The following is a 25468-nucleotide window of genomic DNA, read 5'->3' on the forward strand; positions in this document are numbered from 1 at the left end:
AAAGGTTCCTATCCGCTAATCGGAGCGATGGGCCGAAGAGGGATGTCCGACATCAATCATCGGGCTAGAATGGCCAGCCCTTCACGGCGATCACGATCGCCGCATCGCCAGCGGCCATCAGCAACAGGACGGCGAGACTGGCGATGATTGCGCCCGGCTGGGCAAGCACGCGCAACTCTCCGAGCATGTGTCGGCTCCAAAAAGCAGCAATGCCGCGATGACCCTGAGGGTTCCTGCGGACACGCCGGGCGTTGACGTGCGAGCGCCGGAACGAAGGCCCGAGATCGCGCGTTCCTGCGACGAATTGAGGGTTCACGTGCCGCGCTATCATTTTGATCTGGTCGACTCCGAGACCGTCGCCGACGAGGGAGGAGCTGAATTGCCCGACGACATCGTGGCGCTGGACGTTGCCGAGGAGATCGCGAAGAGGCTCCTTGCGGAGCGTCCCGAACTCAGGAATCGTCATTTTTCCATCCTGGTCACGAACCAGCAGGGTGAGGAGATCGGGAAAGTGCCACTGGATGTCCTGCACTGAAGTCGCGGCCTGACATGGCGTTGAGGATCGGAGTGATCTCGGATACGCACGGCCTTCTCAGACCTGAGGCCGGACGCCGTCTTGCAGGGGTGTCGCATATCCTCCACGCTGGTGATATCGGCGCGCCGGAGGTTCTGGAGAGGCTTTGCCGAATAGCGCCCGTCACCGCCATCAGGGGAAACGTCGATGTCGGCAGTTGGGCGAGGCGCTATCCCGAAACCGAAACAGTGCACCTCGGCGCTCGTTGTTTCTACCTCCTTCACGATCTCAAGGCGCTCGCCATCGACCCCGCGGCAACCGGTGTGAACGTGGTGATATCAGGACATTCGCATCGGGTGCAGGTCAACACGATCAACGGAGTGCTTTTCCTGAATCCTGGAAGCGCCGGTCCAAGGCGATTCAAGCTGCCGATCACGCTGGCAACGCTCGATCTCGATGAGGGCGGCGACCTGCGGCCCACCATCCATGAGCTCGACGCGTGAACGAAGCGCATGCGTAGCAGCTAGTGGGTATTCGACTTTTGCCATCGCTCCAGATCAATCGGGGGACGCTTTGGGTCGATCTGCTCCTTCTCGGGATTTCCCTGCCAAGGCTGGTCCGTCTGCCGGTGGGTTGGCAAATCCGTCTGCTGTCGCGGATCGTCGACCGGTGTTTCTCTCGGGTCGTTTTCAGGCGCTTTCGCTTTCGGCATAACTTGTCCTCTCTGCGATCTGTCGGTGTGGTGGCACGCGATCAACGTACGCCAGCGATCCCGCCATCATCAGCTTCCGGGTGCCGTCCTTCTCCGTTTCCCGCGATAGAGCCTGGACCATGAACAAAAAGCCTTCCGTATGAACTGCGGGGTCAACACGGGCAGGAATCGTTCGTTCCTAGGGGCATGCATCAGCATCGATCAGGAACGACCGCCGCCCCATCTCATTGCCAGCGCATGAGGTCGCGAGACCGAAACAAGGAGCATGCAATGTCCAAATTGCCCCCCATACCGCCAGAGCAGCGCAGCGACAAGGGACCCGGATCTGATCCCAGGATCGAGACGGATGAAAGAGTCCCCGACCGCGAGAACTTCGACACCCAGGGTCGTCACGGCAACATCAAGCAGAACACGACAAACCAAGGCTACCAGCAGGACCGATGAATGCCACACAAGAACTCAGACAGTGAACGCTTCGGTGGTCCGGGCTCCTCGCGGCAGGATCGCAAGCACCCCGAAAAGGGAGGTCGCGAGCATGAGCGCCCTGCGCCCGGAACGGCTACCAACGACCGCAAATCACACGTCTCGGGAGGCGGTGGTGAGCGCGATCAACATCACACGCACGACGATCGTGAGAGGAGCTGAGCAATGGCTAAGACAACTTCGAGCTTGATGCTGATCGCGTTCCTGGCGACCGCGTCGATAGGGGCCGCCTCGGCGCAGAGTGGCGGTGGCGGCGGTTCGGGAGGATCGGGCGGAGCAAGCGCGAGCAGCACGAGCGGCGGCACCGGCGGTGCCACAAGCCCTGGGTCGGCAGGCCTTGGGTCTGCAGGAGCTACAAACCAGACGGGCGGTGCATCGCCCAGCCTGGGCAATCCAGGCGACGCGGCCGCGGCTTCGCGTGGCACGACGGCTACCGGCACGAACACCGCTGGAACGGCCCAATCGAGCGGTGGCGGGCCGCGAGGATCGACCACCGTCGGGCGGGCCGGCAATCCCGCAGGGGGGACCAGCAGCGGACGGATTGACGGAACTGCGACACCCGGTCCGTCGATCCCGGGCGACGCCGAAATACGCTCGGAGAACTCTCAGGATTCCCACGTCGATCGAAAGATCAAGAGCATCTGCAAAGGCTGTTAGATCGGCGATCAGGACGCCGGGTTTTCCGGCGTCCAATCGAGGTCGTCCTCGCTTCGAGGTTCGGGGTCGGGCGAGCAGGGCTTGATCTTCAGGTCATCCTCGAGCCTGGGCTGACCCCCGCCGCTTTCGACCAGACCGGCGTCTTCGGCCTTTTTCAGGGTTTCCTCTTTGGTTGAAAACGTCCGGCTCAGTTTTTCGCCGTCCTTGAACAGGGCATACGCCATATTGGCTCCTCGCGATTGGAATCATCGAAGACTTTGACGTGGGCGGACACACACGGCCACCGTCGCTCCTTTGTCGCTTGGTGAAGCTCTAGCCGACTTCCCTGAGATTGCTCAGGATCGCCAGGTGACGCTGAATGATCGGCGGCGACATCTATGCGACCTGCTGTTCGCCGGGGTGCCATCTGATCGCAAATACGACGTGGAATCTCCAATGTTGGATTCACAAGACGCTGCGACCGTTTCGAACGTTCCTATCGCCGCCGTAAGCAGCCGGGCGATGCTCCACCTGATGTCGGCATCCTGGCACGAGCCCGCAGGTTAACGCAGGTTATTGGCACGGGAAGTGCGTCATGATCATAGGAACGGCAGCACTGAGGACGGTTTGTCCATCATCCAGATGCCGACCGGCGCACGAGCAAAATCATGCAACACAGAAATTCACGCAGCTTTCCGATTTCCGCGGGCGTCCTTCTCGGGCTTGGTCTGGGCGGGTTTTTTGACGGCATCGTGTTTCATCAGCTGCTGCAATGGCATCATATGTTAAGCGGCTGGTATCCGCTCAACTCCATCGACAACGTCAAGCTCAACACGACCTGGGACGGCATCTTCCACAGCGCGGCCTATGTTGTTGTGCTCCTCGGCCTGTATGTGCTGTGGCAACGGGCGCGCGGGTCTGACATCCACTGGTCGCGCGGCCAGTGTCTCGGCGCGGTGTTGCTCGGTTGGGGCATCTTCAATCTGGTTGAAGGCGTGGTTGACCATGAGGTCTTCAAGCTGCACCAGGTGAATGAGACCGTGCCTCACGAGCAGCGCATCTTCTGGGACATCGGCTTCCTGCTATGGGGTGCGGCCATGTTGGTCATCGGCGCCGCCATGACACGCGCCGGCACGCAAGGGAGGGTCCATGCGGAAAGCAGTCTACAGCCTCGCTAGAGAGACCTCGCCAGCTCTGGTCTATGCCATTTTTATATTGCTGCTGATGCTCGCTACAGCACCGGCCTTTCGCATCGTGCTGTTGGGTGTGTCGCTGGATGATCTTCTGCAACTACGCTGCTTCAATCCCGGCTGATGCGCGGTTATCACGCCTCATGTCTTCCCGGAGGTAACATGGTCGAGTTCAGGCTTCCGAAACACTCCCGCGTCGAAAAGGGAAGGATCTGGCCCAAGCCGGACAGCAAATCGTTGCGCGAATTCCAGGTCTATCGCTGGAATCCCGACGACGGACGCAATCCCCGGCTCGACACCTACTTCGTCGATATGAGCGATTGCGGGCCCATGGTTCTGGATGGTCTGATCTGGATCAAGAACAACATCGACTCCACGCTGACATTCAGGCGGTCCTGCCGCGAAGGCGTGTGCGGCTCCTGCTCGATGAATGTCGCCGGCCAGAACACGCTCGCCTGCACCAAGTCCATGAGCGAGGACGTTCCGAACGGCGAGCCGCTGCGCGTGCTGCCCTTGCCGCATCAGCCAGTGGTCAAGGACCTCGTTCCCGACCTGACGAATTTCTACGCACAGCTCGCATTGATCGAACCTTGGCTGCAAACCGTGTCACCCACACCACCGAAGGAATGGCGACAGAGCCATGAGGATCGGGCCAAGCTCGACGGGCTCTACGAGTGCATCCTCTGCGCCTGCTGCTCGACATCTTGTCCAAGCTACTGGTGGAATTCCGAGCGTTTCCTCGGCCCAGCGGCCCTGATCCAGGCGGCCCGCTGGGTCAATGACAGTCGCGACGAGGCGACGGGCGAGCGCCTCGACAAGCTCGAAGACCCCTTCAGGATTTATCGCTGTCACACCATCCTCAACTGCGCGAAGGCGTGTCCCAAGGGCTTGAATCCGGGCGAAGCCATTTCCGGATTGCGCCTCAAGATGGTCGAACGGAAGTTCTGATCGGGGACGGACACTCGCGCATAAAGGAACGATGGCTGCGGGGTAGGCTTATCGACCAAACTGGAGGCGCCTGATGGGCAAGAAACAATTCGCCGCGTTGCCGTTCATGCTGAACAATTCCGAATTGCGCGTGATGCTGATCACGACCAGGCGCAAGCGCAGGTGGAGTGTCCCGAAGGGATCGCCGATGCGCAAGACGGAGCCGCACCGTACGGCTGCGCTCGAGGCGTACGAGGAGGCCGGTCTCGTCGGCGTCACCGCAAAGCGCGCGCTGGGCTCCTTCAAGCATCGCAAGCGGAAGGGTGATCGCAAGCGGACCATGAACGTTGCCGTCTTTCCCATGAGGGTCCACGGGCAGGAGCGCTGGTGGCCGGAAAAGGGAGAGCGTGAAGCAATCTGGGTCTCGCCGAAGACGGCGGGCCGTCTGGTGCACAAGGCGCAGCTTCGTCGTCTAATCGCCCGCTTCGCGGCGCAGACGGAGAAGACCGCCCCCTCACCGCTGAGCGATGGCATGGCTCCAGGAACCCGCGTCTCGTCCAGTTATTCAAGGTAGATGAACCAGCAACCGACCGGACTCGCATTCGAGGAGCGACCGCCTCATGAGGTCTTGGCCGCGGCGATCAAGCGACGCTGCGCGATCCTGTTCGTCGGCGCCGGCGTCTCGATGGCTGTCGGCCTGCCGTCCTGGCAATCTCTGATCGACCATCTGCTGGATGACCTTGGACTTGAGCGCGACGTGATCGCTGGGATGCACGGCGGCTATCAGATGCTGGCGGAGTACTACCGGCTGAAGCGCGGCGGAATCGGCCCGCTCCGCAGCTGGCTCGACCGCAACTGGCGCGTCGACCCGGACAGGATCGCGGCCTCACGGCTCCACCGGCTGATCGTGGAGCTCGATTTTCCGACCATTTACACCACGAACTACGACCGCAACCTCGAGACGGCCTTCGAGGTCCTGGAAAAGCCCTATGCCAAGATCAGCAACGCAAAGGACATTGCAAGCGCCCGTTCCGGCGTCACGCACATCATCAAATTTCATGGCGACTTCGACGACGATGCCTCGCTCGTCTTGACCGAGACCGACTTCCTCAACCGGCTCGCGTTCGACTCGCCACTCGATATCCGGTTTCGCGCCGATGCCTTGGGCAGCACGCTGCTTTTCATCGGATACAGCATGTCCGATCCCAACATTCGGCTCCTGCTGCATCGGATTTGGCAGAGTTGGGATGAGTCCGGGCACCGCCAGGACCGACCGAGGTCCTTCGCGTTCGTCACGCAGCGCAATCCGGTGCAGGAGGCTGTATTGGCGAACTGGGGCATCACCACCATAGCGTCGCCTGACGGCGTCAGCCCAGATGATGGTGTCAGCCAGTTTTTGCTGGACATCCGCCGGCGTATCGAGCGAGAGAGCTAAAGCGGTCCCTGGCGCGCCTTGAGCGTTTGCTCTGCTGCCGCGGGGCCGCTCGGCTCAGCGGCGGGATCGGTCAGAAGGAGGATCGATGACCAGTCTGCACCTGGGCCGGTCACCGATATCCCCTATATCGCCGTGCATAGGCATAGCGAGGATTGACGCCGCAATAGGCGTGCGTTCCCGATGCAGTCGCCATGCACTGAGCGTAACTGGCGAACTGGCAGTTGCCCGGATAGCCCCAGACGCGGCCCTGAAGGCAGTAGCGGTCTTGTGCGACGGCCGCCGTTGGGGAGCCGAGGCCCGTCACGAGCGCGAGAGAGGCGGCGGCCAGGAGCAATCGATGCTTCATGGAAATCTCCATTTCAACATTGAACATGCCTCGTGAAGCGGCGTTCCAAGTGCAACGTTTACCGACTCCTCTAATTGCGACCTGAACGCGATGCGGCCCCGGCGAGGAGAGGATCTCACCGAGGCCGCTCTCATGCGCGCAACAGCAAGGGCGCGCTTTGGAGGATTGCTAACCGCGAACCGCTAGCGACGCGGCGTGGCGCCGTTGGACGGTGGGGTCGTTTCGTTGCGCATGCCGGAAGGACTGGAAGCACCTTGTCCGCCCCGCTCGACATGGGTGATGCCGCCGCCGCCGCCGGTTCCGCCTGAGCCGCCATCTCCAGCTCCAGCACCGCCTGCGCCTGCGCCGCCAGCCCCGGCACCAGCGCCCGCGCCGCCGCCAGCACCGCCTCCGGCCCCACCACCGGCGCCGCCTGCGCCACCACCGGCGCCACCGCCAGCACCTTGCGCGAACGCTGCGCCGACTGAAGCGCCTGCAAGCATTGCTGCCGTAAAGATCGTCAGGATTGTCTTACGCATCTGTCTTCTCCTTGAGGTTTCGATGTCGGATCAATCATGTGAAGCATCCACCGTTCCTAGCCGTGCAGCGTGATCAAGCTCTGTCGTCGACGACTCCGCGTCGATATTGCGAAGGCACGGCAACTTCGTCGAACCGTTGGGCGAGAGCATCGAGAGCCGCGCGCATCTGCGGCCCCTGCATGGCCGCGCCGTGCCCCGTGACGACGATCTCCGGAGCGAGTGCGGCAAGTGCGCGCACCGATGTCTTGGCGCTTCCCCAATCGGGGGTGAAATACATCGGGGGCCCGTGCATCTCCGGCGTTTGCGTCACTGCGGCGTAGACGGATTCCTGCCGCGTCGTGATGAAGGCATCGCCGGCAATCAGCACGCGGTCGCGTTCGCGCCAGAGCGAGATATGCCCTGGGGTATGGCCGGGGGTATGGATCCACTGCCATTCCGGCATGAAGGGCACGCTGTGATCACAGGGAAGATCATAAAGGCGCGATGCGACATCCACCGGCTTTGTCGGGAAGAGCGGAGAGAGCCGAGCGAGCAGCCCGCCACCGACGCTGGGATCGGCCGACGGATAGGATTGGCTTCCGTCCAGATAGGGATGCTCGGCCGCATGGGCATAAACCGGCACGTGCCATTCATTCCGTAGCGTTTCGAGCACGCCGACGTGATCGAAGTGCCCATGCGTCATGACAATGCAGGAAGGCCGGCCGTTTCCTCCAAACCGGGCTTTCGCGGCGGAGCGGATGGCGCCAGCCGATCCGGGAATGCCGGCGTCCACCAGCACCCAATTGCCGTCGCCGGCGTTTTCGAGGCCAACGAAAATCACGTTGACGATCGCGAGCTGACGATAGGCGACGTCAGCGACGATCTGCCGCGTGTTGTCATTGCGGTCGAGGTCGGATTGCGCGTGCTCCGCGTCGGCGGAAGAGGGAAGCGGGATCTGCGTCATGTCCATTCAAGTCCGAGTTGGTCAGCTCACTAGCGCTCGATTGTGCCGATCCGCCGGATCTTCCTCTGAAGCAGCATCACGCCGTACAGCAGCGCCTCCGCGGTCGGCGGGCAGCCGGGCACGTAGATGTCGACCGGCACGACACGATCGCAGCCGCGCACGACCGAATACGAATAGTGGTAGTAACCACCGCCATTAGCGCACGACCCCATCGAGATGACGTAGCGTGGCTCGGGCATCTGGTCGTAGATCTTGCGAAACGCCGGCGCCATCTTGTTGGTGAGCGTGCCCGCGACGATGATCACATCCGACTGGCGCGGCGATGCGCGCGGCGCGAAGCCGAAGCGTTCGGCGTCGTAGCGCGGCATCGACATCTGCATCATTTCGACCGCGCAGCAGGCGAGCCCGAACGTCATCCACATCAGCGACCCGGTTCGCGCCCAGGTGATCAGCTCCTCCGCGCTCGCCGTGAAGAAGCCCTTGTCCGCAAGATCGTCGCGGATCGTCATGAAGAACGGATCGGAAGTGTTGTCGGGCCGTCTCTCGCCCGGACGGCCAAGTGCAGGCCGGCCAAGCGGAGGGCTTGGGTTGCTAATTTGCGGAGAGCTGTTTGTCATTTTGTTCCTGAGCGCTGCGGCCGTTTGCCGATGCGACCACGCTCCGGAAACCCGTCGGCTGTATGCAGCGTTCCTGCGGCGGTAGAGGATTTGTGTTCTGTTATCGCAGGTTAGCCTCGGGTCCGGCGGCCGGAACCCAGCGTCGGCGTCACGGATCACTCTAGGAACGATCCACCGAAACTGCGGTTGGCGGCGACAAGGCCGGTGAAATGGAGGAACATGAAATGACGAACGCAGCCCGCGATACATTCGTGGTTGGATTACGCAATGCGCATGCGATGGAAGTGCAGGCGCGAGAGTTGATGGAACGTCAGTCGGAACGATTGGACGAATATCCCGAGGTCAAGGCCAAGGTTGCCGCCCACCTTCAGGAAACCAACGAGCAGCTGAAGCGGCTGGAGAGATGCCTGGAAGCCTGCGGGGAGAGCACCTCCAGCCTCAAGGATACGACGCAATCCATGATGGCGAACATGCAAGCCATGGCACACTCTGTCGCCGGCGACGAGATTCTCAAGAACACATTCGCCAACAATGCCTTCGAGAATTTCGAGATTGCTGCATACAAGTCTTTGCTCGCCCTCTGCGGCGCCGCTGGGTTCGCGGAGGCCAAGGAGCCTCTTGAGACGTCGCTGAAGGAGGAGCAGCGCATGGCCGCCTGGATCGACTCGAACGTCGAGAAGGTGACAATGGAATATCTGGCGCATCAGCGCCAGGCGGCCTGATCGCACTCCACACCCACCACGGCGAGACCGGCGGCTTCGGCCGCCGAGTCCGCCTGCGGTCATATCGGCTCGCAGGACCGGAACCCTCTTATCCACGTTTGGCTGTAATGGCGCACATCATTTTCAGCGACTACCGTAGTCCCGCTGCCGAACAGGCCTATGAGATCGCGTGGGACTTTCTGGCCCGCAGCGGGGCGATCCACGATGAGTTCGAGGCGTGCGTGTTTCTGGCCCAGCGCATCACCATGATGGTCGAGGAAGGCCAGGAAAACCGGATCCGGATGGCCAATCGCGCGATCTCCGAATACCAGTACCATCTCGAGAACTTCTGCAAGCGGGCCCGTGGCGCGGCTGCTACACGGGCTTGAGAGTTCGCGCGGGTTCCGCGCGTTCCTCGGCTCGTTCTGCCGTTTACTGCCCATCGGCGATCGTTAGCTGTCCGCGTGCCCCGGTACGTCCGCTCCTGCGCGGTGCAATGGCCGGAACAAGTGCCGGCGCTTCCCCGGCCATGCGCATGGCGAAATAGGCGATCGTCGCCTTGAGACCGTCTTTGAGCGCCACGCGCGGGCGCCATCCCAGCGCTCGAACGGCTGTGTCGATCACCGGTTTGCGGCGCTTTGGATCGTCCTTCGGCAACTCCTCGAATCGGAGCGGCGAGATTGACTCCGTATACGCCAGCACGTCCCGCGCAATAGCCTCGATGGTGACCTCGTGGGGATTGCCCAGATTGCACGGACCAGTAATCGAGGATGGACTCTCCATGAGCAGCTGGAGGCCGCGCACGAGATCGTCGACGAAGCAGAAGCTCCTGGTCTGCGTACCACCTCCATAGATCGTGATCGGCTCTCCGCGAAGCGCCTGCACGATGAAGTTGGAGACCACGCGTCCGTCATTCTCCAGCATACGGGGTCCGTAGGTGTTGAAGATGCGCGCGACCTTGATTTCGACGCCGTACATGCGATGGTAATCGAACATCAGCGTTTCCGCGGCCCGCTTGCCCTCGTCGTAGCAGGCCCGGGGCCCGATCGGATTGACGTTGCCGAGATAGGTTTCCGGCTGGGGATGCACTTCGGGATCGCCGTAGACCTCGCTGGTCGATGCCTGCAGCACCCGGGCGCCTTTCCGTTGCGCGAGCTCCAGCATGTTGATGGTGCCGAGCACGCAGGTCTTCATCGTGCCGACTGGATCCTTCTGGTAATGCCTGGGTGAGGCTGGGCAGGCAAGGCTGTAGATCCGGTCGATGTCGCCCTCGATCTCGATGGGATCGCGCACGTCGTGTTCGATGAAGCGAAAATTCGGATGATTGAGCAGCGGGCGGATGTTGTCGATCCTTCCCGTAAACAGGTTGTCGAGGCAGATCACGGTATGACCGCGCTGCAAAAGCGCATCGCAGAGGTGGGATCCGATGAAGCCGGCGCCGCCGGCCACCAGAACGGTGGGAGAGCGGCGGGACGCGTTGATGCGGGTCTGAACTGTCATGTGCTGCCTTTCAGATTTGAGCGACCTGCATGGGACGCGAGGCGGGAAGTTGCGGGGCTTTCCGGCGGCGGCGGACCGACGCCTCGGCGTAGTAGGTCTCGACTTGCCGGGCGCGGTGGTCGGAGGTGTGGTCAGCCAGAACGCGGCGCCGTGCGTTTTCCGCGATCGTGCGCCTTTGCTCCTCGGGCATGTCGCGCAGGATCTCCACGACGTCGCGGGGGCTCGATGCGAGCAGGATTTCCCGGGAAGGCTCGAAGACGGTCTCGATTCCAGGCCACCGGTCCGAGATGACGGGCGTGCCGCACGCGGCCGCTTCGAACAACCGAACGCTAGGCGAGAAGCCGAGCGCGCGCATGTCGGCGCGGGTGGCGTTTAGCGTAAAGCGTTGCTCTGCGTAAAATCCCGGATGATGTTTGGGCGTGAGGTGCTCGATCCGGGCGACATTGGCGGGCCAGACCACCTCATCGGGATATTGCGCGCCGGCGACGACGAATTGCTCGCGTGAGAGAGTGCGAGCAGGGGCGAGCAGCAGCTGCTCCAGAACCGGCTGCCGGTCCTCGCTGTAGGTTCCGAGATAGCCAAGTGCCCATTTCTTCTCCGCGCGTTGCGGCGCGTAGATGTCGGTGTCGGCACTGCAATACAGCACCCGAGCCAGCGGACTGCCATAGTTCTCCTCGATCATGCCGGGCACCGGGCCGCCGGCAAAGGACAGGTAAAGGTCGAAGCGCGGGATCATCGCCGCGGACAGATAGTTCAGGCCCTGCTCGAGCTTCGCAAGCGTGACAGGCGTGTCAATGTCGTAGAAGGCAGTAATCCCCCGGGCGTGGGTCGTGATCCATTCGGAGATCGCGATGCCGTCGGGCACGTAGGAGCCGATGACCACCAGATCGGCATCCCGGATCATCTTTCCGAAACGCTGCGGGATGTCCTTCAAGGATTGGTAAAGCTCGACAGTCCAACCGGAAGGCTTGGCAAGATCACGATGCTCGCGATACCAGGGGACGTCGCGTTCCAGAAACGTGACGTGGTGACCTCGTCGTGCCAGGGCTTCGATCAGGGCGCGATAGGTCGTGGCATGACCGTTGCCCCAGGACGAAGTAACCGAAAGACCGACGACGACGATGGTGAGGTTCATTCTGCTGCCTCGATTCGCGAACTGCTTGCGGCAAAGAGATCGTTGAACTGGCGGGCGCGCTGCCGGTAGGTGTGATGGCTCAGAATGCGCGCACGAGCGCGCGCTGCGATCGCCTGAGCCCGCTCGGGGCGCAGTGCGGCAAGATGCTCTGCGACCTCCGCCCCGCTCGCGGCCACCAGCACCTCGCGATCTGGCTCGAGAAAATGATCAATGCCGTCCCACTGGTCGGTGATCAGGCAGGCTCCGGCACCGATGGCCTCGAACACGCGCGTTGGCGGCGAGAAGCCGTAGCGCGCCATGCTGTCGCGATTGACGTTCAGCGTAGCCAGACCGGAGCCGAAGAACGCGTTGTGGTCGCCGGTCCCGACATGCCCGACCTTATGCAGATTGGATGGCGTGTCTTTGGAGTCCCACCCCGATCCACCGAGCACGAACGTTTTGTCGGGCAATTGGCGCGCGACGTCGAGAAAGAACCGCTCGACGCGCTGCTCGCGGTCCGGGAGGCGGTTTGCCAGCAAGCTCAGATCGCACGTGAAGTGTGGATTGGGCGGCGCCGGAAAGTGCGTGGCGGGGTCGAGCGCATTGTAGATCGGCACGCAGTCTCGCGCGCCGATGCCGCGATAAGCGGATACGACAGCATCGCCGCCGCCATAGGTCAAAACCATGTCGTAGGATCGGATCGCATGGCGCAGATGATGGTCTGGATTGTCCGCCACGGACTCCAGCGTCGCGGGGGCATCGACGTCCCAGTAGATGCGCATTGCATTCGACGGAATGTCGGCGACCGCGTTCTCCAGCTCCCGATCGAAGACGCCGACGCCGCTGGCTTTGACCAGCATGTCGGTCGAGCGGGCGGCTTCCTCAAGCGAGCTACGCCAGCCCTCGGGCGTCGCGGCGTAGACCACCACCTTCGCCCAGTCGGGATCGTCGATGTCGCGATGGGCCTGGCGCTCGAAGGCATCGGGCTCGAAGAATGTGACGTCGTGGCCGAGGGCCGCAATCTCCTTCAGCATGCCGCGGTAATAGGTGGCGGCACCGTTCCAGTAGGATGAGACGAGGCTGGATCCGAAGAAGCAGATCTTCATGCGGAGGCTCCGATGTATCGCAGGGGCTGTGTCGCGTGGCTTGAAGCCCTGAGGTCCTGCACGATGCCGACAAGCTGCTCCGCCCGGTGACGGCAGGTGTGACGCTCCTTGATCGCTCGGAGTCCAGTCTCCACCGTGGCTGACCATAATTCCCGGTCATCGAGGAGCGCACGAAGCGCCCGCTTCATTGCGGTGCCGTCGGAGGCGCTGAGATAGGCACCTTCCGGGAACAGGCCTTCCGCGTCCGACCAGGGGGCCGAGACCATTGGAATGCCGCACGCCATCGCCTCGAAGATGCGAATGGTCGGAATGCCCGGTAGCAAGCGGACATAGGGACCGCGGGGGACGTGGACAGTCGCGCGTGCGCCGGCGAAAGCGATGGGAGCCCAGTGTGCGGGCAGCCAGCCGCCATACCGAATGCCCCCCGCCTGAATGGTCGCGAGGGCTGCGTCCGAATAGCGGACGCCATAGACGCCCGCGCGCAGCTTCAGCTCGGCCACGGGTTCGACCAGAAATTCGTTGAGCTCGGCGCTGCGTTCGCCGTCGCCCCAATTGCCGATCCAGACGACATCGTCGGTGCGCTCGATATGCGGCAGCGGATGATACAGGGCGATGTCGGCCGCCTCGTGCCAGGTGAAGGCTCGGTCCGCCCAGCCGAGCTTCAGATATATTTGGCGAAGGACCTCGCCGAAGGCGAGCACACCGTCGAAGCCGTCGAGGTCGAACTGCGCGAGTTCGTCCGGTGCGCTGACGGCGCGATGATGGGTGTCGTGGAACAGCAACGTGAAGGGCGCGCCGTGAGCCCGTCTCGATCCGATGTCTGCGATCAGATCAGGCGAATTCCATTCGTGGACGATGACGAGATCGGCGCCGTGCAATGCCTCATCGAGATCAAGGGAGGCGTCGTAGCGGCGGATGCCGATGCCGGGAAACAGCGTTGGAATATCCTCCATCGTCTGACTGCCACCCTCGCGGATCGCATTCAATCGGCTCCAGCCGTCGATCGGCTCGAACACGACGACCTCATGACCGAGCGCGTGAAGTTCGCGGGCATAACCGCGCAGGAAATGGGCATTGCCGTTGTTCCAGCAGGAGGTGAACGCGTGATAGAATAGAACGCATTTCATGCGCGTACCTCCATGGGGGCAGGCGCGTGATGGACGGCAAGCAGCTCCTCGTAGAGGCTGAGATAGGCGCTCGTGGTTCGGGTCAGCGAGTAGGTCAGGGAATGCTCAAAGGCGGCACGTTGCAGCCTCACCCGCTCGCGATCGTCGGTGCACAGACCTGCGAGCGCTCGATGCAGCGCCTTGCTGTCGGTGGGATCGACGAAGAGCGCGGCCCCGCTCCACAATTCCCTGAAAGTCGGAATGTTGGACAGGACGAGAGCGCATCCCGCCGCCGCGGCTTCCAGAACGGAGAGGCCGAACGGCTCATAGAGCGCGGGGCTGGCGAAGATGCCGGCCTGCCGCAAATGCGCGCGCATGACTTCGTGAGGCAAATGCCCGAGCCAGGTGATGGAAGCCGAAGGGCACTCATCCGCCGGGCCCGCGACCTGAACGGGCCAGTCCAGCCCAGGCGCCGCGGCCGCCAGGACCTCGATGTTCTTGGCGCGGTCCCAGAGCCGGCCCGCCGCAAAGATCACGTCTTGCTTCCGTCCCGCAAAGCCCTGAGGGCCAATTCCATTCCAGATCACGATGCCGCGCGAGCGAGGCCGATAAATTTCCGCAATGTCATCGTGGAAGGACTGGCTGGGACAAACCCAGGCCTGTGCCGTGTCGAGTGCGGCCGTTACCCGTTCGGTGTAGCTGCGCCATTTCGGTTCGCGGAGCCAGCTCGTATCGTGGCAGGCGTGCCCCCAGGAGTTGACGCAGGAATGCGCGACGACCATCACAGGAGCGCGCCAGGCGAAGGCCGCCTCGCGAAAACTATTGAGGTGAACGACGTCAGGCACGATTCCGGCCTCGAGCTTCGCAAGGACGCGCCTGGCCTGGACCAGATCTTGGCCTTCCGGATCCTGCCATTCGAGTGCAAGGTCCGTTTCGATCAGGCGGACCCGCGAACCACGCAGCATCTCTAGCTGGCCGGCCTGCGCGCGCGGGCCCATCGTCACCAGGGTAACGTCGGCGCCCTTCGAAGCAAGGGACGAAGCTAGAGAAGACGAGTAGGTCCAGACGCCTCCGACAGTATCGGTCGTCATCAGGATTCTGAGCTGCGAGCTGCGGCTCATGATGCCACCTGCAGTTCGAGAGCCTCGAGCGGGACCGGGCGATCGTTCTGCACGTCGCTGAACTGGTCGAACATCGCGAGATAGTGCCGGTGTGCGCGCTCCCAGGCGAAATCGTCGGGCTCGCCCCACAGCTTTCGATAATCCGGCGACCCGGGATAGGGATACAGCGGGACCGGATCGTTGGCCCAGATGCCGGCATCCTGCATGGTGCGACGCCAGCGCTGCACGATGGGGTCATCGTCCTCGGGGACTTCGATCAAATTGGCCTGGACGAAAGGAACGTGACGGCGCGCTTCGACCAGCCGTTCGGCAAGCTGGTCGGTCGTCATCTTGCAGTTCTTGGCGAGCGCGGCGCGACCCTCGACGGTGAGGCTTTCGATGCCGGCTTCAATCGAGACGCAGCCGGCGCGGCCGAGCAGAGCCAGCATGTCCGGCTTCCAAAGGTCGATGCGGGTCTGCACCCCGAACTTCAGTCCGCGTGTGGTCAGCCCTTCCAGCAGCTCCGCGTTCGGAAGGAAAATCTCGTCGATGAAATAGACATATTCGATGCCTTGACGGCGCAGACCGTCGATCTCTTCGAGAACGATAAGGGGGGGCCGCTTGCGGTAGGCGTTGCGAAAGTTCTCCTTGGCGCAGAACGTGCACTTGTACGGACATCCCCTGGATGATTCGACCTCGGCGCCTGGCGCCTGCGGCTCGGCTTCGAAGCGGTGATGGTGATGGTGGTGTCGCCGGATCATCTCCTCCGGCCAGTCGAGCGGCGGCTGATCCTTGAACGCGACGGCCTGCGGGCCGCCATTGACGCGGAGCGATGCGCCATCGGCAAAGCACAAGCCCGGAAAGTCCCGTTCGCCATTGGCTAGACGCAGCAAGGACGCCTCGCACTCGCCCATCACGACGATGTCGGTGCCGAGCTTTCGAAGCGCCGCCCTTGGCACGGTCGAGCCATGGGGACCCACCGCGATGAGGATCGGAGCCAAGTCGCGCACCGCCATCGCAAGCTCCTGCGGAACGCGGAGCTCGGGAGGGGCGCAGCGCCAGAACAGATAGGTCGGCGCTGTCGTGATGACGATCTGGTCGGGGCCGAACGCGCGCAGCTCGGCTTCGATCTCGGTGAGAGAAAGGTCAAACATGTGGGCGTCGAGCAGCAGCGTCTTGTGCCCGGCCGCCTTCAGGTAGTGCTCGGAGATCCCGAGTTCGAGCGGAAGGTGAGGCGATCGGCAGCCGAAATAGATGCTGCCGCCAAAGTCCCAGTTTGGGTTGATGAGGGCAACACGCGTCATGCGAGCGCCTCGCGGTTGTCTTGTGACGATCCGAACCGGCCGGCCAGCCAGGTGTGAAGGGATCGGAGTCCGTCTGCGAATGAAATCTGAGGTGCCCAGCCGAGCGCGCTGGAGAGCGCGCGCGTGTCGGTCACGTACCAGGGCTGATCGCCGGGCCTCCAATCGGCAAAGCGATAGGCCACCTTGCGGCCGGTCAGATCGGTGATGCGGTCGATCAATTCCAGCAGACTGATCGCGTTGGCCGGACCACCGCCGAGATTGAATACGCGCCCACGGGCGAGCGCGATGCCATCGAGCACGGCGAGCCAGGCCGCGGCCGCGTCGGAGACGTGAAGCGCATCGCGGACCTGATGGCCGTCGCCATAGATCGTCAGCTCTTTGCTGCGGATAGCGCTGAGCAGGAAATGCGCGATCCAACCCTGATCCTCGGTGCCGAATTGACGGGGCCCGTAGATGCAGCTCATGCGCATTACCACGGTCTGGAGGCCGTAGACCCGCGCATAGTCGTGGACGTATTGATCCGCCGTTCCCTTGGAGCATCCATAGGGGCTGTAAAAGTCGAGCGGCGCATTTTCCGAGATGCCGGCCGCCAGCAGGCCGCTTTTCGGCGTGTAGCGGCGGCCGGTGAGCGCGATGTCGCCATCATCGATCAGGCGTCCGTAGACCTTGTTGGTCGAGGCGAACACGATCGGTGCGGCGTTGTTGTGGAGGCGCACGGCTTCGAGCACGTTCAATGTGCCACGCGCATTGATCTCGAAATCGGCGGCCGGATCGCTCACGCTGTCGGTGACGGCGACCTGGGCGGCCAAGTGCAGCACGGCGCGGGCTTCGCGTACGGCGTCGATCACCGGGATCGGCTCGCGAATGTCGGCCACGGTGATTGTGACCCGGTCGCCATGCCGGGACTTCAGCCACTGCGCATTCTCCCGCACGCCGGTGCGGGCGAGGTTATCCAGGATCAGCACCGGCTCGCCGCGCTCCGCGAGGCGGTCGGCGAGGTTGCAGCCGATAAACCCGCAGCCGCCGGTGATCAGGACGGGTCTGTTGTCTCGTTCACTCATCACGCGACCAATCCTCGTTGCTGCAGCTCCTTGGTGGCTCGCTCCGCCTGATCGTCGGCGATCTGGTCGGCGAGATATTCCGCCAGCTCTTCGAGCCCGTCCCTGAATGCGACGCGAGGCTCGAAGCCGAGCACGTCGCGGGATTTTCCCATATCGGCGAAGCAGTGCCGGATGTCCCCGGCGCGATATTTCCGCGTCAGCTCGGGCGCAATGTCGCGGCGCCCCATGACTTCGGCCAGATCCTCCGCGACCGACAAAATGGTGCGACTCTGACCAGAGCCGACGTTGAAGACGTCCTGCGCATGCTCCGCCTCCAGCGCCATCCGGCAGGCGCGGGCGACGTCATGGACATGGACGAAGTCGCGGCGCTGCCGGCCATCCTCGAACACGAGGGGAGGACGGCCGTTGAGCAGCCGGGCGGCGAAGATGGCCAGTACGCCGGTATACGGATTGGACAGGGCCTGACGTGGCCCGAACGCATTGAAGAAGCGTAGCGCCACCGTCGGAATGCCATACGCCTTGCCTGTGATCAGGCACATGCGCTCCTGCGCATATTTGTTGAGCGCATAGATCGAGCTCAGCGAAGGCTGCTTTGTCTCCGGCGTAGGGACGGGATCGAGCGGGTTGCCAGCGGCATCGCGCAGCTCCCAATCGCCGCGGCGAAGCTGCTCGACCGCCCGCTCCTCGCAGGCGACCACGCTCTGATCGGCGCTCCGGTAAAGGCCCTCGCCGTAAATACTCATGGACGAGGCCACCACGAGCCGCGCGACCGGGCGCTTGGATAGTGCTTGCAACAGCACGGCGGTACCGAGCTCGTTGGTTCTGACGTAGGGTTCGATGTCATACATGCTCTGGCCGACGCCGACCGCTGATGCGAGATGCAGGACCATGTCGGTGCCGCGCAACGCATGATCGACCGCGAGAGCGTCGGTGACGTCACCGACGACGAGCTCCGCGTCTTTGGCAAGATAGGCGGGACGCTGGCGGTTGCCTCCGTGGACCTGCGGCGAGAGATTGTCGAGCAGGCGGACTTCGTAGCCGGCCGCGAGCAGCGCGTCCGCTGCATGCGATCCGATGAATCCCGCACCTCCAGTGATCAATACTCGCGTCATTCACCGCTCCGTGCCGCCGTAAGATCGATCCTGCGGGATCAATCCGTGATGAGAATGAAAGCGCGCTGCTGTTCTGGTCGAGCGACCGGCGCGCCAGTCACATTTGGAAGTAGAAGCGGTGCAAGGAATGTTCGTTCCTGCGAAACCTACAAACGAAAATTTCTCTAACCTGGATCAATAACCCAGGTGAATCTGCGCGGTGCAGCAGGCTAAAAATACACGCCGTGACCCGGTGCCTGCAGCTCGAGATGGCTCGCGACCGTCGCGCCGATGTCCGCAAATCCGGCGCGCTTGCCGATCGGAGAAGTTAACCGCGCGCTCCACGCCAAAACCGGCACTTGTTCCCGCGTGTGATCGGTACCGCTCCAGGTCGGATCGCAACCATGATCAGCCGTGATGATCAGGAGATCATCCTCGCGCAGGCGGTTCAAAAGATCCGGAACTCGCGCATCGAAGGCTTCGAGCGCCGCTGCATAGCCTGCCACATCTCGGCGATGGCCGTACAGCGTGTCGAAATCGATGAAATTGGCGAACAACATCCCGCCCTCCGCGAGAGAGGCCAGCCCATCATACGTGGCATCGAACAGCGCTTGGTTGCCATCGCCGCGCAGGTTCCTCCCGGTGCCGCGATGGGCGAAGATGTCGTCGATCTTGCCGATCGTTACGATGTCACGGCCTGCGCTCTCGGCAAGATCGAGGATCGTTCGCTCCGGCGGGGGGACGGAGAAGTCCTTCCTGTGCGCTGTTCGCTTGAAGTCACCTACCGACGTGCCGATGAAGGGGCGTGCGATGACGCGCCCGATGTTGAGGGGGTCGACCAGTCGGCGTGCAACACGGCAGACCTCATAGAGGCGTTCGAGACCGAACGTCTCCTCGTGCGCTGCGATCTGAAACACGCTGTCGGCCGATGTATAGCAGATCGGTTCGCCCGTTCTGATGTGACGCTCGCCGAATTCGGCGATGATCTCCGTGCCGGAGGCGTGACAGTTCCCGAGGATGCCGGGCACTCGAGCCTGTTCGCACAGGCTCTCCGTCAGGTCGCGCGCGAAGCATGGCTTGGTTCTTGGAAAATAGCCCCAGTCGAATGGCACCGGCACGCCGGCGATCTCCCAATGGCCCGAGGGCGTGTCCTTGCCTTTGGAGATCTCGCTCGCGCAGCCAAATCGCGCATGCTCAGTTGGGCCATCGAGCCCCGGCGGCACGCGCCCGGTGGCGAGACGGCAAGCCTGGCCAAGGCCGAGCGCAACCAGATTGGGAAGCTGAAGCGGCCCCTCCCGGTGCGGTCCGTCGGCATTGCCGGCCATGCACATCTCGGCAATGTGGCCGACGGTATCGGCACCCTCGTCGCCGTAATTGATGGCATCGGGCGCGGCGCCGATCCCGACGGAGTCCATCACCAGGATCACGGCACGCATGTCGGCTCCGAGATGGCCGGGCGCGAAGACGCTGCGGACGGCGCGAGCCCGGTTTTCGCGCAATAGCGTTCGACCATCTGCGCGCAGAACTCGGCGAACTCGTTCACGTCGAGCGGCGGGCTGGTGTGATGAGGCTCGATACCCCGATGTTCCGGGGTGAAGCAGAAGGTCACCGTGACCTGAAACTCGGCCAGCGCGTCCATCTGCCGATCGAACCAGTCGAGCGCATTGGGACGGAAGCTGTCGGCCCAGGACAGGCCAGTCCTGAGATGCTGCACGCCCAGCCGGCGCATCCAGCGCACGGCGTCGTCGAGGCGGTGGTCCTCGAAGTGAAACCACTGGCACAGGCCCATCGCAGGTGCATATTGGGCGAACAGGTCCGCCGAGGCTTTCGGCGTTCCGTCCTCGCGTAGCAGGCCCATGTGAAAATGCCTGTAGTAGGATGAACCTTCAGCTTCCTTGTGCCGGGTCGTGGCCTCCCAACTCGAAGGCAGATCGTAGAGGCTGTACCAGTGAATGCGCGGAGCGCGGCCGATCAACAACTCCGCCGTTCGGGTCAGGCCCCAAGCCTGCACCTCCTCGGCGCCGAAAGACGAGACTCCCACCTCCGTGACCCAAACAGGCAGCGGGGTGACGGCCTTGATCTCGTCGATCTTGGCCGGCCATTCCGCGATCTGCCACAGGTTCCAGTCCAGCGGAAAGCCGTGCACGGCCACGACATCGACATGATCGAGTACGCCGCGCGCCTGCATGTTGCGCAGGAAGGACGGATCGATCGGCGATATGCCGCCAAGCACACGTGGGAGTGTGGGATGCGCGCTGCGGATCGCCTTTCCGGCAGCGAGCGACAGGCTCGCGAACATGGTCCAATCCGGATCGATCAGGATGTCCCAGTGCGACTTGTTGTTGGGCTCGTTCCAGATCTTGGCGGCTTCGATCATCGGCCAGTCTCCCGCGACGGATAAACCGGACCTTCCGCCTGCGGCCTTGTCACCCGTTTGCAGAGATAGACTTCCTCTTCCGGATGCGCCGCGATCGCAAAGCCGGCGCTGCGCAGCATGGCTTCGGCGCAGGCGCGGTTCGGCACCCACCAATTGGTGGGGTCGTCGGCATATTTGTTCTCGATGAAGTGCAGCTTTGGATAGCCCGGGGAATCGAACTGATCGGTGGTCCAGAAGTCATAGTTCTTGTCGAGGGAATCCACGCGGCTGTCGCCGCGCTGCATCGACTGGAACAGCAGGAGATCGTCAGCCACGTGCTCGTGGATCAGGTCGAGTGCCAGCAGAGGGTGCCGCAGGTGGTAGAGCACGCCCATGAAGATCACGAGATCGAATTTTTCGCGCAGCTGGCCGACATCATAGGCTGACATCTTGCGGAATTCGATCCTGAGCCCGTTCACCTCGGCCGCGAAGCGGGCTTGCGCGAGATATTCGTCGTCGGTGTCCAGGCCGAGGACGCGCTCGGCGCCGCGCCGCTTCATCTCCATGGCGTAGAAACCGGCATTGCAGCCGATATCGAGCACGGTCTTGCCTTCGAGGCGGTCCGGAATGATCCCGGAAAAGCGGCGCCATTTCACGTTGGGATAGTCGCCGAGAAAGTGTGAAGGCGCTGTCGGCACGCCGTTCAGGTCCAGATTGTGAAACCATGGCCCGAGCGCATCGACGCGCTGGCGGATTTCCTCGCGGGAGAGGGCGCCTCTGCTCATGCGGTCACTCCATTGTTCATTGCGGAGGCAGGGCGGATTGCCTCCGGCGAACCGCCGGCCAGCAGTCGAGAGCGTCCGTTCCCGGCGGAGCTTTCCGCGAGCAACGCCATTGCCGTCCGGTAGCCATCGATGGTGCCGACGTCGACATAGGATTCGCCGGCCTTGACGCCGAGACCCTGGCCGCCGCCCGCGATGTAGGCATTGACGAGCGTCCCGAAATATTCATCGCGGCGGTCGCGCTTCGTCCACAACGACTGAAGCTCGCGAAATCCGTGGCCGGACATCTTGAAGGCGCCCCATATCCATTTCGACACCGCATCCGGCTGCTTGACCTGGATCTCCGTGACGCGATCGCCGTCGAGCACGACGGCATCGAAGAACTCGGGATGTTCGACCGGAAACAGCAGAAACGACAGGTCGGCGGCCGGCAACGTCTGCAAGGCCGCCTTTGGGAACCATACGGTATCCGGAAGTCCGACCAGGACGTCTTCGTCGTGGCCAACGACCGTGCCCGCCCTGAACACGGCATCGCACAGCCCCGACGCATCGGGCTGCACGACATAGGCGAGCTGGGCGCTGCCATAATGATCGCCGAAATATTCGAGGATGTCCGATTTGCCGGGGGAGATCACGAAGCAGATCTTGTCGGCGCCCCCAAGGATCAGCCGCTCCAGCAGATATTCGGAGACGGCGCACGGACGGTCGATGCCGTCGTCCCGTTGGCTTCCGACCGGAAGCAACTCCTTGGAGAAGGCGAGCGGCTGGATGCGGCTGCCGCGGCCCGCGGCCGGAACGATGCCCCACATGATCAGGCCTCCTCGGGTTGCTGTCGGCGCGCGCCGAGCGATGCCGTCTGCTCGAGCAGCCAAATCAGTTCGGCTGCGCGCTTGTCGGATGTGTGCTGATCCATGGTCCGTTCATAGGCGCGACCGGCAATGTGCTGAAGCTCGGCGTCGGCCATCGTCAACGCAGCAAGCGTGTCCTTCGCATCGCATGCGATCAGGATCTCCTGCCCAGGTACAAAGAATTCATCGAGTCCCGGCCAGTCGTCGCTGAGCAGCGGGGCCTTGCAGGCAGCGGCTTCGAACAGGCGGCCGGAGGGGCACCAGCCCATCTCGGCCATGGCGCGGCGCGTGACGTTGAGTGTCAGCCGGGATGACGCAAAGAACGCCGCGTGCTCCGACGGCGGCAAGTGCTGCACGAAGTAGATGTTTGGCGACCAGGGAAAATCTTCCGGATATTGTGCACCTCCAATCAGGAAGCGCAGATCCTGCCTGTTACGTGCGGGTTCGACGAACAGAGCCTCGAGTGCGCGCTGGCGATCCTGCGAATATGTGCCGAGATAGGACAGATCCGCACGGTAATGCGGCTGCGACGGCACCGGCCGATGGATGTCCGTATCGACGTGTCCGTAGAGCGGGCGGACGTTGCAGGCGCCGAGCCTGTCGCGAAATTCGTTGCAGATGCGGGAGCCGCCGGTGAAGCTCAGGACCAGGGCGAAATCCCGCAGGCCGCGCGGCCCGATATAGGGAACGGCCTCGCCGGCCATCAGCTTCGTCAGCGTGACCGGCGTGTCGAGGTCATAGAACACGGGCACCGCACGACCCTCGGACAGGACAAGCTCTGTCGCGGCGATCGCGTCGGGACAATAGGACGTTATGATCGCGACATCTGCATCACGGATTTCGCTCCGCGCCAAAGGCAGCACATCGTCCCAGTTCGAGAACAGTCGCAATTGCCCGCCGGGCAGTTCGTGCAAATCCCGCGCGCCCGCGTAGTAGGGCACGTCGCGCTCGAAAAAGACGACGCTGTGGCCGGCTCGCGCGAGATGCTTGCAAAGCCCTCGCCACAGGGTGGCGTGACCGTTGCCCCAGGACGAGGAAATTGTCAGGCCGAAAATGACGATCTTCACGCTGGCACCCGCTGATTGATCCCGGTGATCTTGAGTCCGCGATTGTCCACGCTGAGGGTGCTGACGCTGCCGGGGTCGATCTCGATCGAGAGGAAGTCGTCGAGCTCTTTCCGGGAATAGTGCAGCAGCGCCGCGCGGATCGGTTCGGCATGGCTGACGGCGACGACGACGGTGCCGCTACCATGATCGTTGCGCAGCTGCTCCAGATGGGCGACGACGCGCTTCTGAAGCGACCGCATGCTTTCGCCCCCCGGCGGGCGGTTCGTTCCGCGTTGTTCGTTCCAGCGCGACCAGCGGGGATCCCGGGCGAGCGCCTCGAACGACAGTCCGGTCCATTCGCCGTAGTCGAGCTCGTCGAGTGCCGGCACGATCTCGACCGGCAAGCCGAAGCGCGCCGCCAGGATGCAGGCCGACTGCATGCAGCGCCGCTGCGGGCTCGACTGAACCATGCTCGGCGGGGGCGTGAAAGTATCGGCGCATCGCGCGATTTCCTCGCAGCCGAGATCATCGAGCTCTACGCCCTTCATCCGGCCACAGAGCGTGCGGCCGAGCAGGGCATGATGCCCGTGGCGGATCAGATGAATGATCTTCGCCATCAGGTATACGCCTTGTCGTCGATGAAGGCGCGCGTTCGCCGTCCGGCCTCTTCGTCCGTGAACTGCTGAGGCGGCGACTTCATGAAATAGCTCGAGGGGCCCGTCAGCGCGCCGGCCTGCCCGCGGTCCATGGCGAGCTTGGCGCAGCGGACCGCGTCGATCACGACACCCGCCGAGTTCGGGGAGTCCCAGACTTCGAGCTTGACTTCCGCGCTCAAGGGAACACCGCCGAACGTGGTGCCCTCCAGGCGGATAAAGGCCAGCTTGCGGTCGGTCAGCCACGGCACATGGTCGCTCGGGCCGACATGGATATTATCGGCATCCATGGGCACGTCGAACTGGCTGGTTACGGCTTGGGTTTTGGAGATCTTCTTTGATGTCAGCCGCTCGCGCTCGAGCATGTTCTTGAAATCGGTGTTGCCGCCGATGTTGAGCTGGTAGGTTCTGTCCAGCCGTACGCCGCGTTCACGGAAGAGATTGGCGAGCACACGGTGCAGAATGGTGGCGCCGACCTGGCTCTTGATGTCGTCGCCGACGATCGGCAGGCCTGCATCCTCGAAACGCCGCCGCCAGTCGGGATTCGAGGCAATGAAGACGGGGATGCAATTGACGTAGCCGCAGCCGGCCTCGATCGCGCGCGCGGCGTAAAATTCGCTCGCACGCTGCGAGCCGACGGGAAGATAGGACACAAGCACGTCCGTGCGCGAGGTCGCGAGCACTTCGGAGACGTCGGCTTCCGGGACATCCGCAATCGGGACGTCGTCCTTTAGATAATGGCCGACACCGTCCATGACGGGGCCGCGTTGGACCATGACGCCGGTGGGGGCGACGTCGGAGAAGCGGTGCGTGTTGTTCGGCGCTGCGAAGATCGCCTCGGCCACGTCGCGTCCGACCTTGCCGGCATGGACGTCGAAGGCCGACGCGACCTGAATGTCGCTGATGTGGTAGCCGCCGAGATCGGCGTTCATCAGCCCAGGCACCGGTTCATTCGATTTGGCGTCCCGGTAATAGGAGAGCCCTTGAACGAAGGAGCTCGCACAATTGCCGACACCGACGATGCCGACGCGCACGCGCCGCCTGTCCTGAAGACGAGAATGCATGGCTAGAGGCCCTCCGGAAGACGTGCAGCGTTAAGGCATGCAGTGTTGAAGAGATGCAGTGTTGACGTAAGTACGTCGGCGAACGTGGGGAACGTATGTTCGTTCCTGAACTCACTGCACTATGTCCGCCTCACGTCGGATTCCGGCCGAAAAAATCTCGCGCGCTTAACCTGGGATAGAATCCCGGGCGGGTTGGTGGGAACGAAAAGCTTCCATGATGAAGATGAAGAAGATGATGTTTTGAGAGAGTCCGGCCTACGAAAGAACAAATGCTCGCGCCCGGCGTTCACGGCGAAACAGTCCGACGCGAGGGCC

Annotated in this window: 33 protein-coding genes; 11 read left to right on the forward strand and 22 right to left on the reverse strand. The window is 62.9% G+C overall.

Annotated features, from left to right (window positions below):
- Positions 1-64: 64 nt before the first annotated feature.
- The gene (locus IVB13_RS40175) at positions 65-187 is read right to left on the reverse strand and encodes a hypothetical protein (protein ID WP_018460395.1); all 123 of its coding nucleotides are present in this window, start codon (positions 185-187) and stop codon (positions 65-67) included.
- Positions 188-217: 30 nt separating this feature from the next.
- On the opposite strand from IVB13_RS40175, the gene IVB13_RS12505 reads away from it, so the two are divergent.
- Positions 218-535 (forward strand): hypothetical protein, encoded by a 318-nt coding sequence (locus IVB13_RS12505; protein ID WP_231190486.1) that lies wholly within the window; start codon positions 218-220, stop codon positions 533-535.
- 14 nt (positions 536-549) lie between these two features.
- Positions 550-1017: a metallophosphoesterase family protein gene (locus IVB13_RS12510; RefSeq protein WP_247295139.1), complete on the forward strand. Its 468-nt coding sequence runs from the start codon at positions 550-552 to the stop codon at positions 1015-1017.
- Between the two features lie 20 nt (positions 1018-1037).
- Here the strand turns inward: IVB13_RS12510 and IVB13_RS12515 are convergent, their stop codons facing one another.
- Positions 1038-1226, reverse strand: coding sequence for a hypothetical protein (locus IVB13_RS12515; protein WP_083926604.1), 189 nt, complete (start codon positions 1224-1226; stop codon positions 1038-1040).
- Positions 1227-1496: 270 nt separating this feature from the next.
- Between IVB13_RS12515 and IVB13_RS12520 the strand changes: the two genes are divergently transcribed.
- Positions 1497-1670, forward strand: a complete 174-nt coding sequence (locus tag IVB13_RS12520) for a hypothetical protein (protein ID WP_162847264.1) — start codon at positions 1497-1499, stop codon at positions 1668-1670.
- Positions 1671-1871: a hypothetical protein gene (locus IVB13_RS12525; RefSeq protein WP_083926603.1), complete on the forward strand. Its 201-nt coding sequence runs from the start codon at positions 1671-1673 to the stop codon at positions 1869-1871.
- Positions 1872-2374: 503 nt separating this feature from the next.
- Here IVB13_RS12525 and IVB13_RS12530 read toward each other — a convergent pair.
- The gene (locus IVB13_RS12530) at positions 2375-2590 is read right to left on the reverse strand and encodes a hypothetical protein (protein ID WP_018460391.1); all 216 of its coding nucleotides are present in this window, start codon (positions 2588-2590) and stop codon (positions 2375-2377) included.
- A gap of 423 nt (positions 2591-3013) precedes the next feature.
- On the opposite strand from IVB13_RS12530, the gene IVB13_RS12535 reads away from it, so the two are divergent.
- The 5 genes from IVB13_RS12535 (at position 3014) to IVB13_RS12555 (ending at position 5897) form a co-directional block, all read left to right on the forward strand.
- A complete protein-coding gene (locus IVB13_RS12535) occupies positions 3014-3523 on the forward strand; it encodes a DUF2243 domain-containing protein (RefSeq protein WP_204511969.1) in 510 nt (169 codons plus the stop codon).
- Entirely contained in the window at positions 3495-3659 is a 165-nt protein-coding gene (locus tag IVB13_RS12540; RefSeq protein ID WP_157643156.1) for a hypothetical protein, read from the forward strand. The genes IVB13_RS12535 and IVB13_RS12540 overlap by 29 nt, the downstream gene beginning before the upstream one ends.
- 38 nt (positions 3660-3697) lie before the next feature.
- Positions 3698-4483, forward strand: a complete 786-nt coding sequence (locus IVB13_RS12545; RefSeq protein WP_018460386.1) for a succinate dehydrogenase iron-sulfur subunit — start codon at positions 3698-3700, stop codon at positions 4481-4483.
- Positions 4484-4556: 73 nt separating this feature from the next.
- On the forward strand, positions 4557-5036 hold the full coding sequence (locus tag IVB13_RS12550) for an NUDIX hydrolase (protein ID WP_018460385.1): 480 nt from the start codon (positions 4557-4559) through the stop codon (positions 5034-5036).
- Positions 5037-5897 carry an SIR2 family protein gene (locus IVB13_RS12555; protein WP_018460384.1) on the forward strand — a complete coding sequence of 287 codons (861 nt, stop codon included), beginning with the start codon at positions 5037-5039 and terminating at the stop codon, positions 5895-5897.
- A 109-nt stretch (positions 5898-6006) separates the two neighbouring features.
- Here the strand turns inward: IVB13_RS12555 and IVB13_RS12560 are convergent, their stop codons facing one another.
- The 4 genes from IVB13_RS12560 to IVB13_RS12575 all read right to left on the reverse strand — a co-directional run bounded on the left by IVB13_RS12560 (position 6007) and on the right by IVB13_RS12575 (position 8321).
- Positions 6007-6243 carry a DUF3551 domain-containing protein gene (locus IVB13_RS12560; RefSeq protein WP_083926601.1) on the reverse strand — a complete coding sequence of 79 codons (237 nt, stop codon included), beginning with the start codon at positions 6241-6243 and terminating at the stop codon, positions 6007-6009.
- A 182-nt stretch (positions 6244-6425) separates the two neighbouring features.
- On the reverse strand, positions 6426-6761 hold the full coding sequence (locus IVB13_RS12565) for a hypothetical protein (RefSeq protein WP_143273835.1): 336 nt from the start codon (positions 6759-6761) through the stop codon (positions 6426-6428).
- 73 nt (positions 6762-6834) lie between these two features.
- Positions 6835-7704 (reverse strand): MBL fold metallo-hydrolase, encoded by an 870-nt coding sequence (locus IVB13_RS12570; protein WP_026234018.1) that lies wholly within the window; start codon positions 7702-7704, stop codon positions 6835-6837.
- 29 nt (positions 7705-7733) lie between these two features.
- Positions 7734-8321 carry an NADH-quinone oxidoreductase subunit B gene (locus tag IVB13_RS12575; RefSeq protein WP_088930861.1) on the reverse strand — a complete coding sequence of 196 codons (588 nt, stop codon included), beginning with the start codon at positions 8319-8321 and terminating at the stop codon, positions 7734-7736.
- 224 nt (positions 8322-8545) lie between these two features.
- Between IVB13_RS12575 and IVB13_RS12580 the strand changes: the two genes are divergently transcribed.
- Together IVB13_RS12580 and IVB13_RS12585 are read left to right on the forward strand one after the other, a co-directional pair.
- Positions 8546-9043, forward strand: coding sequence for a ferritin-like domain-containing protein (locus IVB13_RS12580; protein ID WP_026234016.1), 498 nt, complete (start codon positions 8546-8548; stop codon positions 9041-9043).
- A 107-nt stretch (positions 9044-9150) separates the two neighbouring features.
- Complete coding sequence (locus IVB13_RS12585) at positions 9151-9411, forward strand: hypothetical protein (protein ID WP_018460379.1); 261 nt, start codon at positions 9151-9153, stop codon at positions 9409-9411.
- 43 nt (positions 9412-9454) lie between these two features.
- Here IVB13_RS12585 and IVB13_RS12590 read toward each other — a convergent pair whose 3' ends face one another.
- From IVB13_RS12590 to IVB13_RS12660, 15 genes are all read right to left on the reverse strand, one after another.
- Entirely contained in the window at positions 9455-10522 is a 1068-nt protein-coding gene (locus tag IVB13_RS12590) for a UDP-glucuronic acid decarboxylase family protein (RefSeq protein ID WP_018460378.1), read from the reverse strand.
- A 10-nt stretch (positions 10523-10532) separates the two neighbouring features.
- Positions 10533-11657 (reverse strand): glycosyltransferase, encoded by a 1125-nt coding sequence (locus IVB13_RS12595; RefSeq protein ID WP_018460377.1) that lies wholly within the window; start codon positions 11655-11657, stop codon positions 10533-10535.
- Entirely contained in the window at positions 11654-12742 is a 1089-nt protein-coding gene (locus tag IVB13_RS12600) for a glycosyltransferase (protein WP_204511967.1), read from the reverse strand. The genes IVB13_RS12595 and IVB13_RS12600 overlap by 4 nt, the downstream gene beginning before the upstream one ends.
- Positions 12739-13869: a glycosyltransferase gene (locus IVB13_RS12605; protein ID WP_018460375.1), complete on the reverse strand. Its 1131-nt coding sequence runs from the start codon at positions 13867-13869 to the stop codon at positions 12739-12741. Before IVB13_RS12605 ends, IVB13_RS12600 begins: the two co-directional genes overlap by 4 nt.
- Positions 13866-14969 (reverse strand): glycosyltransferase family 4 protein, encoded by a 1104-nt coding sequence (locus IVB13_RS12610; protein ID WP_018460374.1) that lies wholly within the window; start codon positions 14967-14969, stop codon positions 13866-13868. The genes IVB13_RS12605 and IVB13_RS12610 overlap by 4 nt, the downstream gene beginning before the upstream one ends.
- Positions 14966-16252, reverse strand: a complete 1287-nt coding sequence (locus IVB13_RS12615; RefSeq protein WP_247489078.1) for a TIGR04295 family B12-binding domain-containing radical SAM protein — start codon at positions 16250-16252, stop codon at positions 14966-14968. Before IVB13_RS12615 ends, IVB13_RS12610 begins: the two co-directional genes overlap by 4 nt.
- Positions 16249-17313 (reverse strand): GDP-mannose 4,6-dehydratase, encoded by a 1065-nt coding sequence (locus tag IVB13_RS12620; protein WP_018460372.1) that lies wholly within the window; start codon positions 17311-17313, stop codon positions 16249-16251. Before IVB13_RS12620 ends, IVB13_RS12615 begins: the two co-directional genes overlap by 4 nt.
- Positions 17313-18425, reverse strand: a complete 1113-nt coding sequence (locus tag IVB13_RS12625; protein ID WP_026234015.1) for an NAD-dependent epimerase/dehydratase family protein — start codon at positions 18423-18425, stop codon at positions 17313-17315. The genes IVB13_RS12620 and IVB13_RS12625 overlap by 1 nt, the downstream gene beginning before the upstream one ends.
- Before the next feature lie 209 nt (positions 18426-18634).
- A complete protein-coding gene (locus IVB13_RS12630) occupies positions 18635-19840 on the reverse strand; it encodes a phosphopentomutase (RefSeq protein WP_204511965.1) in 1206 nt (401 codons plus the stop codon).
- On the reverse strand, positions 19828-20781 hold the full coding sequence (locus IVB13_RS12635) for a beta-xylosidase (protein ID WP_018460369.1): 954 nt from the start codon (positions 20779-20781) through the stop codon (positions 19828-19830). Before IVB13_RS12635 ends, IVB13_RS12630 begins: the two co-directional genes overlap by 13 nt.
- The gene (locus IVB13_RS12640) at positions 20778-21545 is read right to left on the reverse strand and encodes a TIGR04290 family methyltransferase (RefSeq protein ID WP_018460368.1); all 768 of its coding nucleotides are present in this window, start codon (positions 21543-21545) and stop codon (positions 20778-20780) included. Before IVB13_RS12640 ends, IVB13_RS12635 begins: the two co-directional genes overlap by 4 nt.
- Positions 21542-22351 carry a nucleotidyltransferase family protein gene (locus IVB13_RS12645; protein ID WP_018460367.1) on the reverse strand — a complete coding sequence of 270 codons (810 nt, stop codon included), beginning with the start codon at positions 22349-22351 and terminating at the stop codon, positions 21542-21544. The genes IVB13_RS12640 and IVB13_RS12645 overlap by 4 nt, the downstream gene beginning before the upstream one ends.
- Positions 22352-22353: 2 nt before the next feature.
- A complete protein-coding gene (locus IVB13_RS12650) occupies positions 22354-23457 on the reverse strand; it encodes a glycosyltransferase (protein WP_018460366.1) in 1104 nt (367 codons plus the stop codon).
- Positions 23454-24053: a histidine phosphatase family protein gene (locus IVB13_RS12655; RefSeq protein ID WP_018460365.1), complete on the reverse strand. Its 600-nt coding sequence runs from the start codon at positions 24051-24053 to the stop codon at positions 23454-23456. Before IVB13_RS12655 ends, IVB13_RS12650 begins: the two co-directional genes overlap by 4 nt.
- Entirely contained in the window at positions 24053-25153 is a 1101-nt protein-coding gene (locus IVB13_RS12660) for an inositol-3-phosphate synthase (protein ID WP_026234013.1), read from the reverse strand. Before IVB13_RS12660 ends, IVB13_RS12655 begins: the two co-directional genes overlap by 1 nt.
- Positions 25154-25468: the final 315 nt, after the last annotated feature.

This window comes from Bradyrhizobium sp. 17, assembly GCF_023073515.1.
Lineage (GTDB): Bacteria > Pseudomonadota > Alphaproteobacteria > Rhizobiales > Xanthobacteraceae > Bradyrhizobium > Bradyrhizobium canariense_D.

What these genes read in the sequence shown, in the direction of transcription:
- IVB13_RS12585 (WP_018460379.1), top strand. Translation starts at nt 9,151, where the DNA reads ATGGCGCACATCATTTTCAGCGACTACCGTAGTCCCGCTGCCGAACAG.
- IVB13_RS12620 (WP_018460372.1), bottom strand. Translation starts at nt 17,313, where the DNA reads ATGAGTGAACGAGACAACAGACCCGTCCTGATCACCGGCGGCTGCGGG.
- IVB13_RS12640 (WP_018460368.1), bottom strand. Translation starts at nt 21,545, where the DNA reads ATGAGCAGAGGCGCCCTCTCCCGCGAGGAAATCCGCCAGCGCGTCGAT.
- IVB13_RS12530 (WP_018460391.1), bottom strand. Translation starts at nt 2,590, where the DNA reads ATGGCGTATGCCCTGTTCAAGGACGGCGAAAAACTGAGCCGGACGTTT.
- IVB13_RS12590 (WP_018460378.1), bottom strand. Translation starts at nt 10,522, where the DNA reads ATGACAGTTCAGACCCGCATCAACGCGTCCCGCCGCTCTCCCACCGTT.
- IVB13_RS12630 (WP_204511965.1), bottom strand. Translation starts at nt 19,840, where the DNA reads ATGCGTGCCGTGATCCTGGTGATGGACTCCGTCGGGATCGGCGCCGCG.
- IVB13_RS12645 (WP_018460367.1), bottom strand. Translation starts at nt 22,351, where the DNA reads ATGTGGGGCATCGTTCCGGCCGCGGGCCGCGGCAGCCGCATCCAGCCG.
- IVB13_RS12595 (WP_018460377.1), bottom strand. Translation starts at nt 11,657, where the DNA reads ATGAACCTCACCATCGTCGTCGTCGGTCTTTCGGTTACTTCGTCCTGG.
- IVB13_RS12635 (WP_018460369.1), bottom strand. Translation starts at nt 20,781, where the DNA reads ATGATCGAAGCCGCCAAGATCTGGAACGAGCCCAACAACAAGTCGCAC.
- IVB13_RS12560 (WP_083926601.1), bottom strand. Translation starts at nt 6,243, where the DNA reads ATGAAGCATCGATTGCTCCTGGCCGCCGCCTCTCTCGCGCTCGTGACG.
- IVB13_RS12570 (WP_026234018.1), bottom strand. Translation starts at nt 7,704, where the DNA reads ATGACGCAGATCCCGCTTCCCTCTTCCGCCGACGCGGAGCACGCGCAA.
- IVB13_RS12505 (WP_231190486.1), top strand. Translation starts at nt 218, where the DNA reads ATGACCCTGAGGGTTCCTGCGGACACGCCGGGCGTTGACGTGCGAGCG.
- IVB13_RS12550 (WP_018460385.1), top strand. Translation starts at nt 4,557, where the DNA reads ATGGGCAAGAAACAATTCGCCGCGTTGCCGTTCATGCTGAACAATTCC.
- IVB13_RS12535 (WP_204511969.1), top strand. Translation starts at nt 3,014, where the DNA reads ATGCAACACAGAAATTCACGCAGCTTTCCGATTTCCGCGGGCGTCCTT.
- IVB13_RS12525 (WP_083926603.1), top strand. Translation starts at nt 1,671, where the DNA reads ATGCCACACAAGAACTCAGACAGTGAACGCTTCGGTGGTCCGGGCTCC.
- IVB13_RS12520 (WP_162847264.1), top strand. Translation starts at nt 1,497, where the DNA reads ATGTCCAAATTGCCCCCCATACCGCCAGAGCAGCGCAGCGACAAGGGA.
- IVB13_RS40175 (WP_018460395.1), bottom strand. Translation starts at nt 187, where the DNA reads ATGCTCGGAGAGTTGCGCGTGCTTGCCCAGCCGGGCGCAATCATCGCC.
- IVB13_RS12545 (WP_018460386.1), top strand. Translation starts at nt 3,698, where the DNA reads ATGGTCGAGTTCAGGCTTCCGAAACACTCCCGCGTCGAAAAGGGAAGG.
- IVB13_RS12540 (WP_157643156.1), top strand. Translation starts at nt 3,495, where the DNA reads ATGCGGAAAGCAGTCTACAGCCTCGCTAGAGAGACCTCGCCAGCTCTG.
- IVB13_RS12565 (WP_143273835.1), bottom strand. Translation starts at nt 6,761, where the DNA reads ATGCGTAAGACAATCCTGACGATCTTTACGGCAGCAATGCTTGCAGGC.
- IVB13_RS12605 (WP_018460375.1), bottom strand. Translation starts at nt 13,869, where the DNA reads ATGAAATGCGTTCTATTCTATCACGCGTTCACCTCCTGCTGGAACAAC.
- IVB13_RS12575 (WP_088930861.1), bottom strand. Translation starts at nt 8,321, where the DNA reads ATGACAAACAGCTCTCCGCAAATTAGCAACCCAAGCCCTCCGCTTGGC.
- IVB13_RS12660 (WP_026234013.1), bottom strand. Translation starts at nt 25,153, where the DNA reads ATGCATTCTCGTCTTCAGGACAGGCGGCGCGTGCGCGTCGGCATCGTC.
- IVB13_RS12600 (WP_204511967.1), bottom strand. Translation starts at nt 12,742, where the DNA reads ATGAAGATCTGCTTCTTCGGATCCAGCCTCGTCTCATCCTACTGGAAC.
- IVB13_RS12515 (WP_083926604.1), bottom strand. Translation starts at nt 1,226, where the DNA reads ATGCCGAAAGCGAAAGCGCCTGAAAACGACCCGAGAGAAACACCGGTC.
- IVB13_RS12510 (WP_247295139.1), top strand. Translation starts at nt 550, where the DNA reads ATGGCGTTGAGGATCGGAGTGATCTCGGATACGCACGGCCTTCTCAGA.
- IVB13_RS12625 (WP_026234015.1), bottom strand. Translation starts at nt 18,425, where the DNA reads ATGACGCGAGTATTGATCACTGGAGGTGCGGGATTCATCGGATCGCAT.
- IVB13_RS12615 (WP_247489078.1), bottom strand. Translation starts at nt 16,252, where the DNA reads ATGACGCGTGTTGCCCTCATCAACCCAAACTGGGACTTTGGCGGCAGC.
- IVB13_RS12610 (WP_018460374.1), bottom strand. Translation starts at nt 14,969, where the DNA reads ATGAGCCGCAGCTCGCAGCTCAGAATCCTGATGACGACCGATACTGTC.
- IVB13_RS12580 (WP_026234016.1), top strand. Translation starts at nt 8,546, where the DNA reads ATGACGAACGCAGCCCGCGATACATTCGTGGTTGGATTACGCAATGCG.
- IVB13_RS12655 (WP_018460365.1), bottom strand. Translation starts at nt 24,053, where the DNA reads ATGGCGAAGATCATTCATCTGATCCGCCACGGGCATCATGCCCTGCTC.
- IVB13_RS12555 (WP_018460384.1), top strand. Translation starts at nt 5,037, where the DNA reads ATGAACCAGCAACCGACCGGACTCGCATTCGAGGAGCGACCGCCTCAT.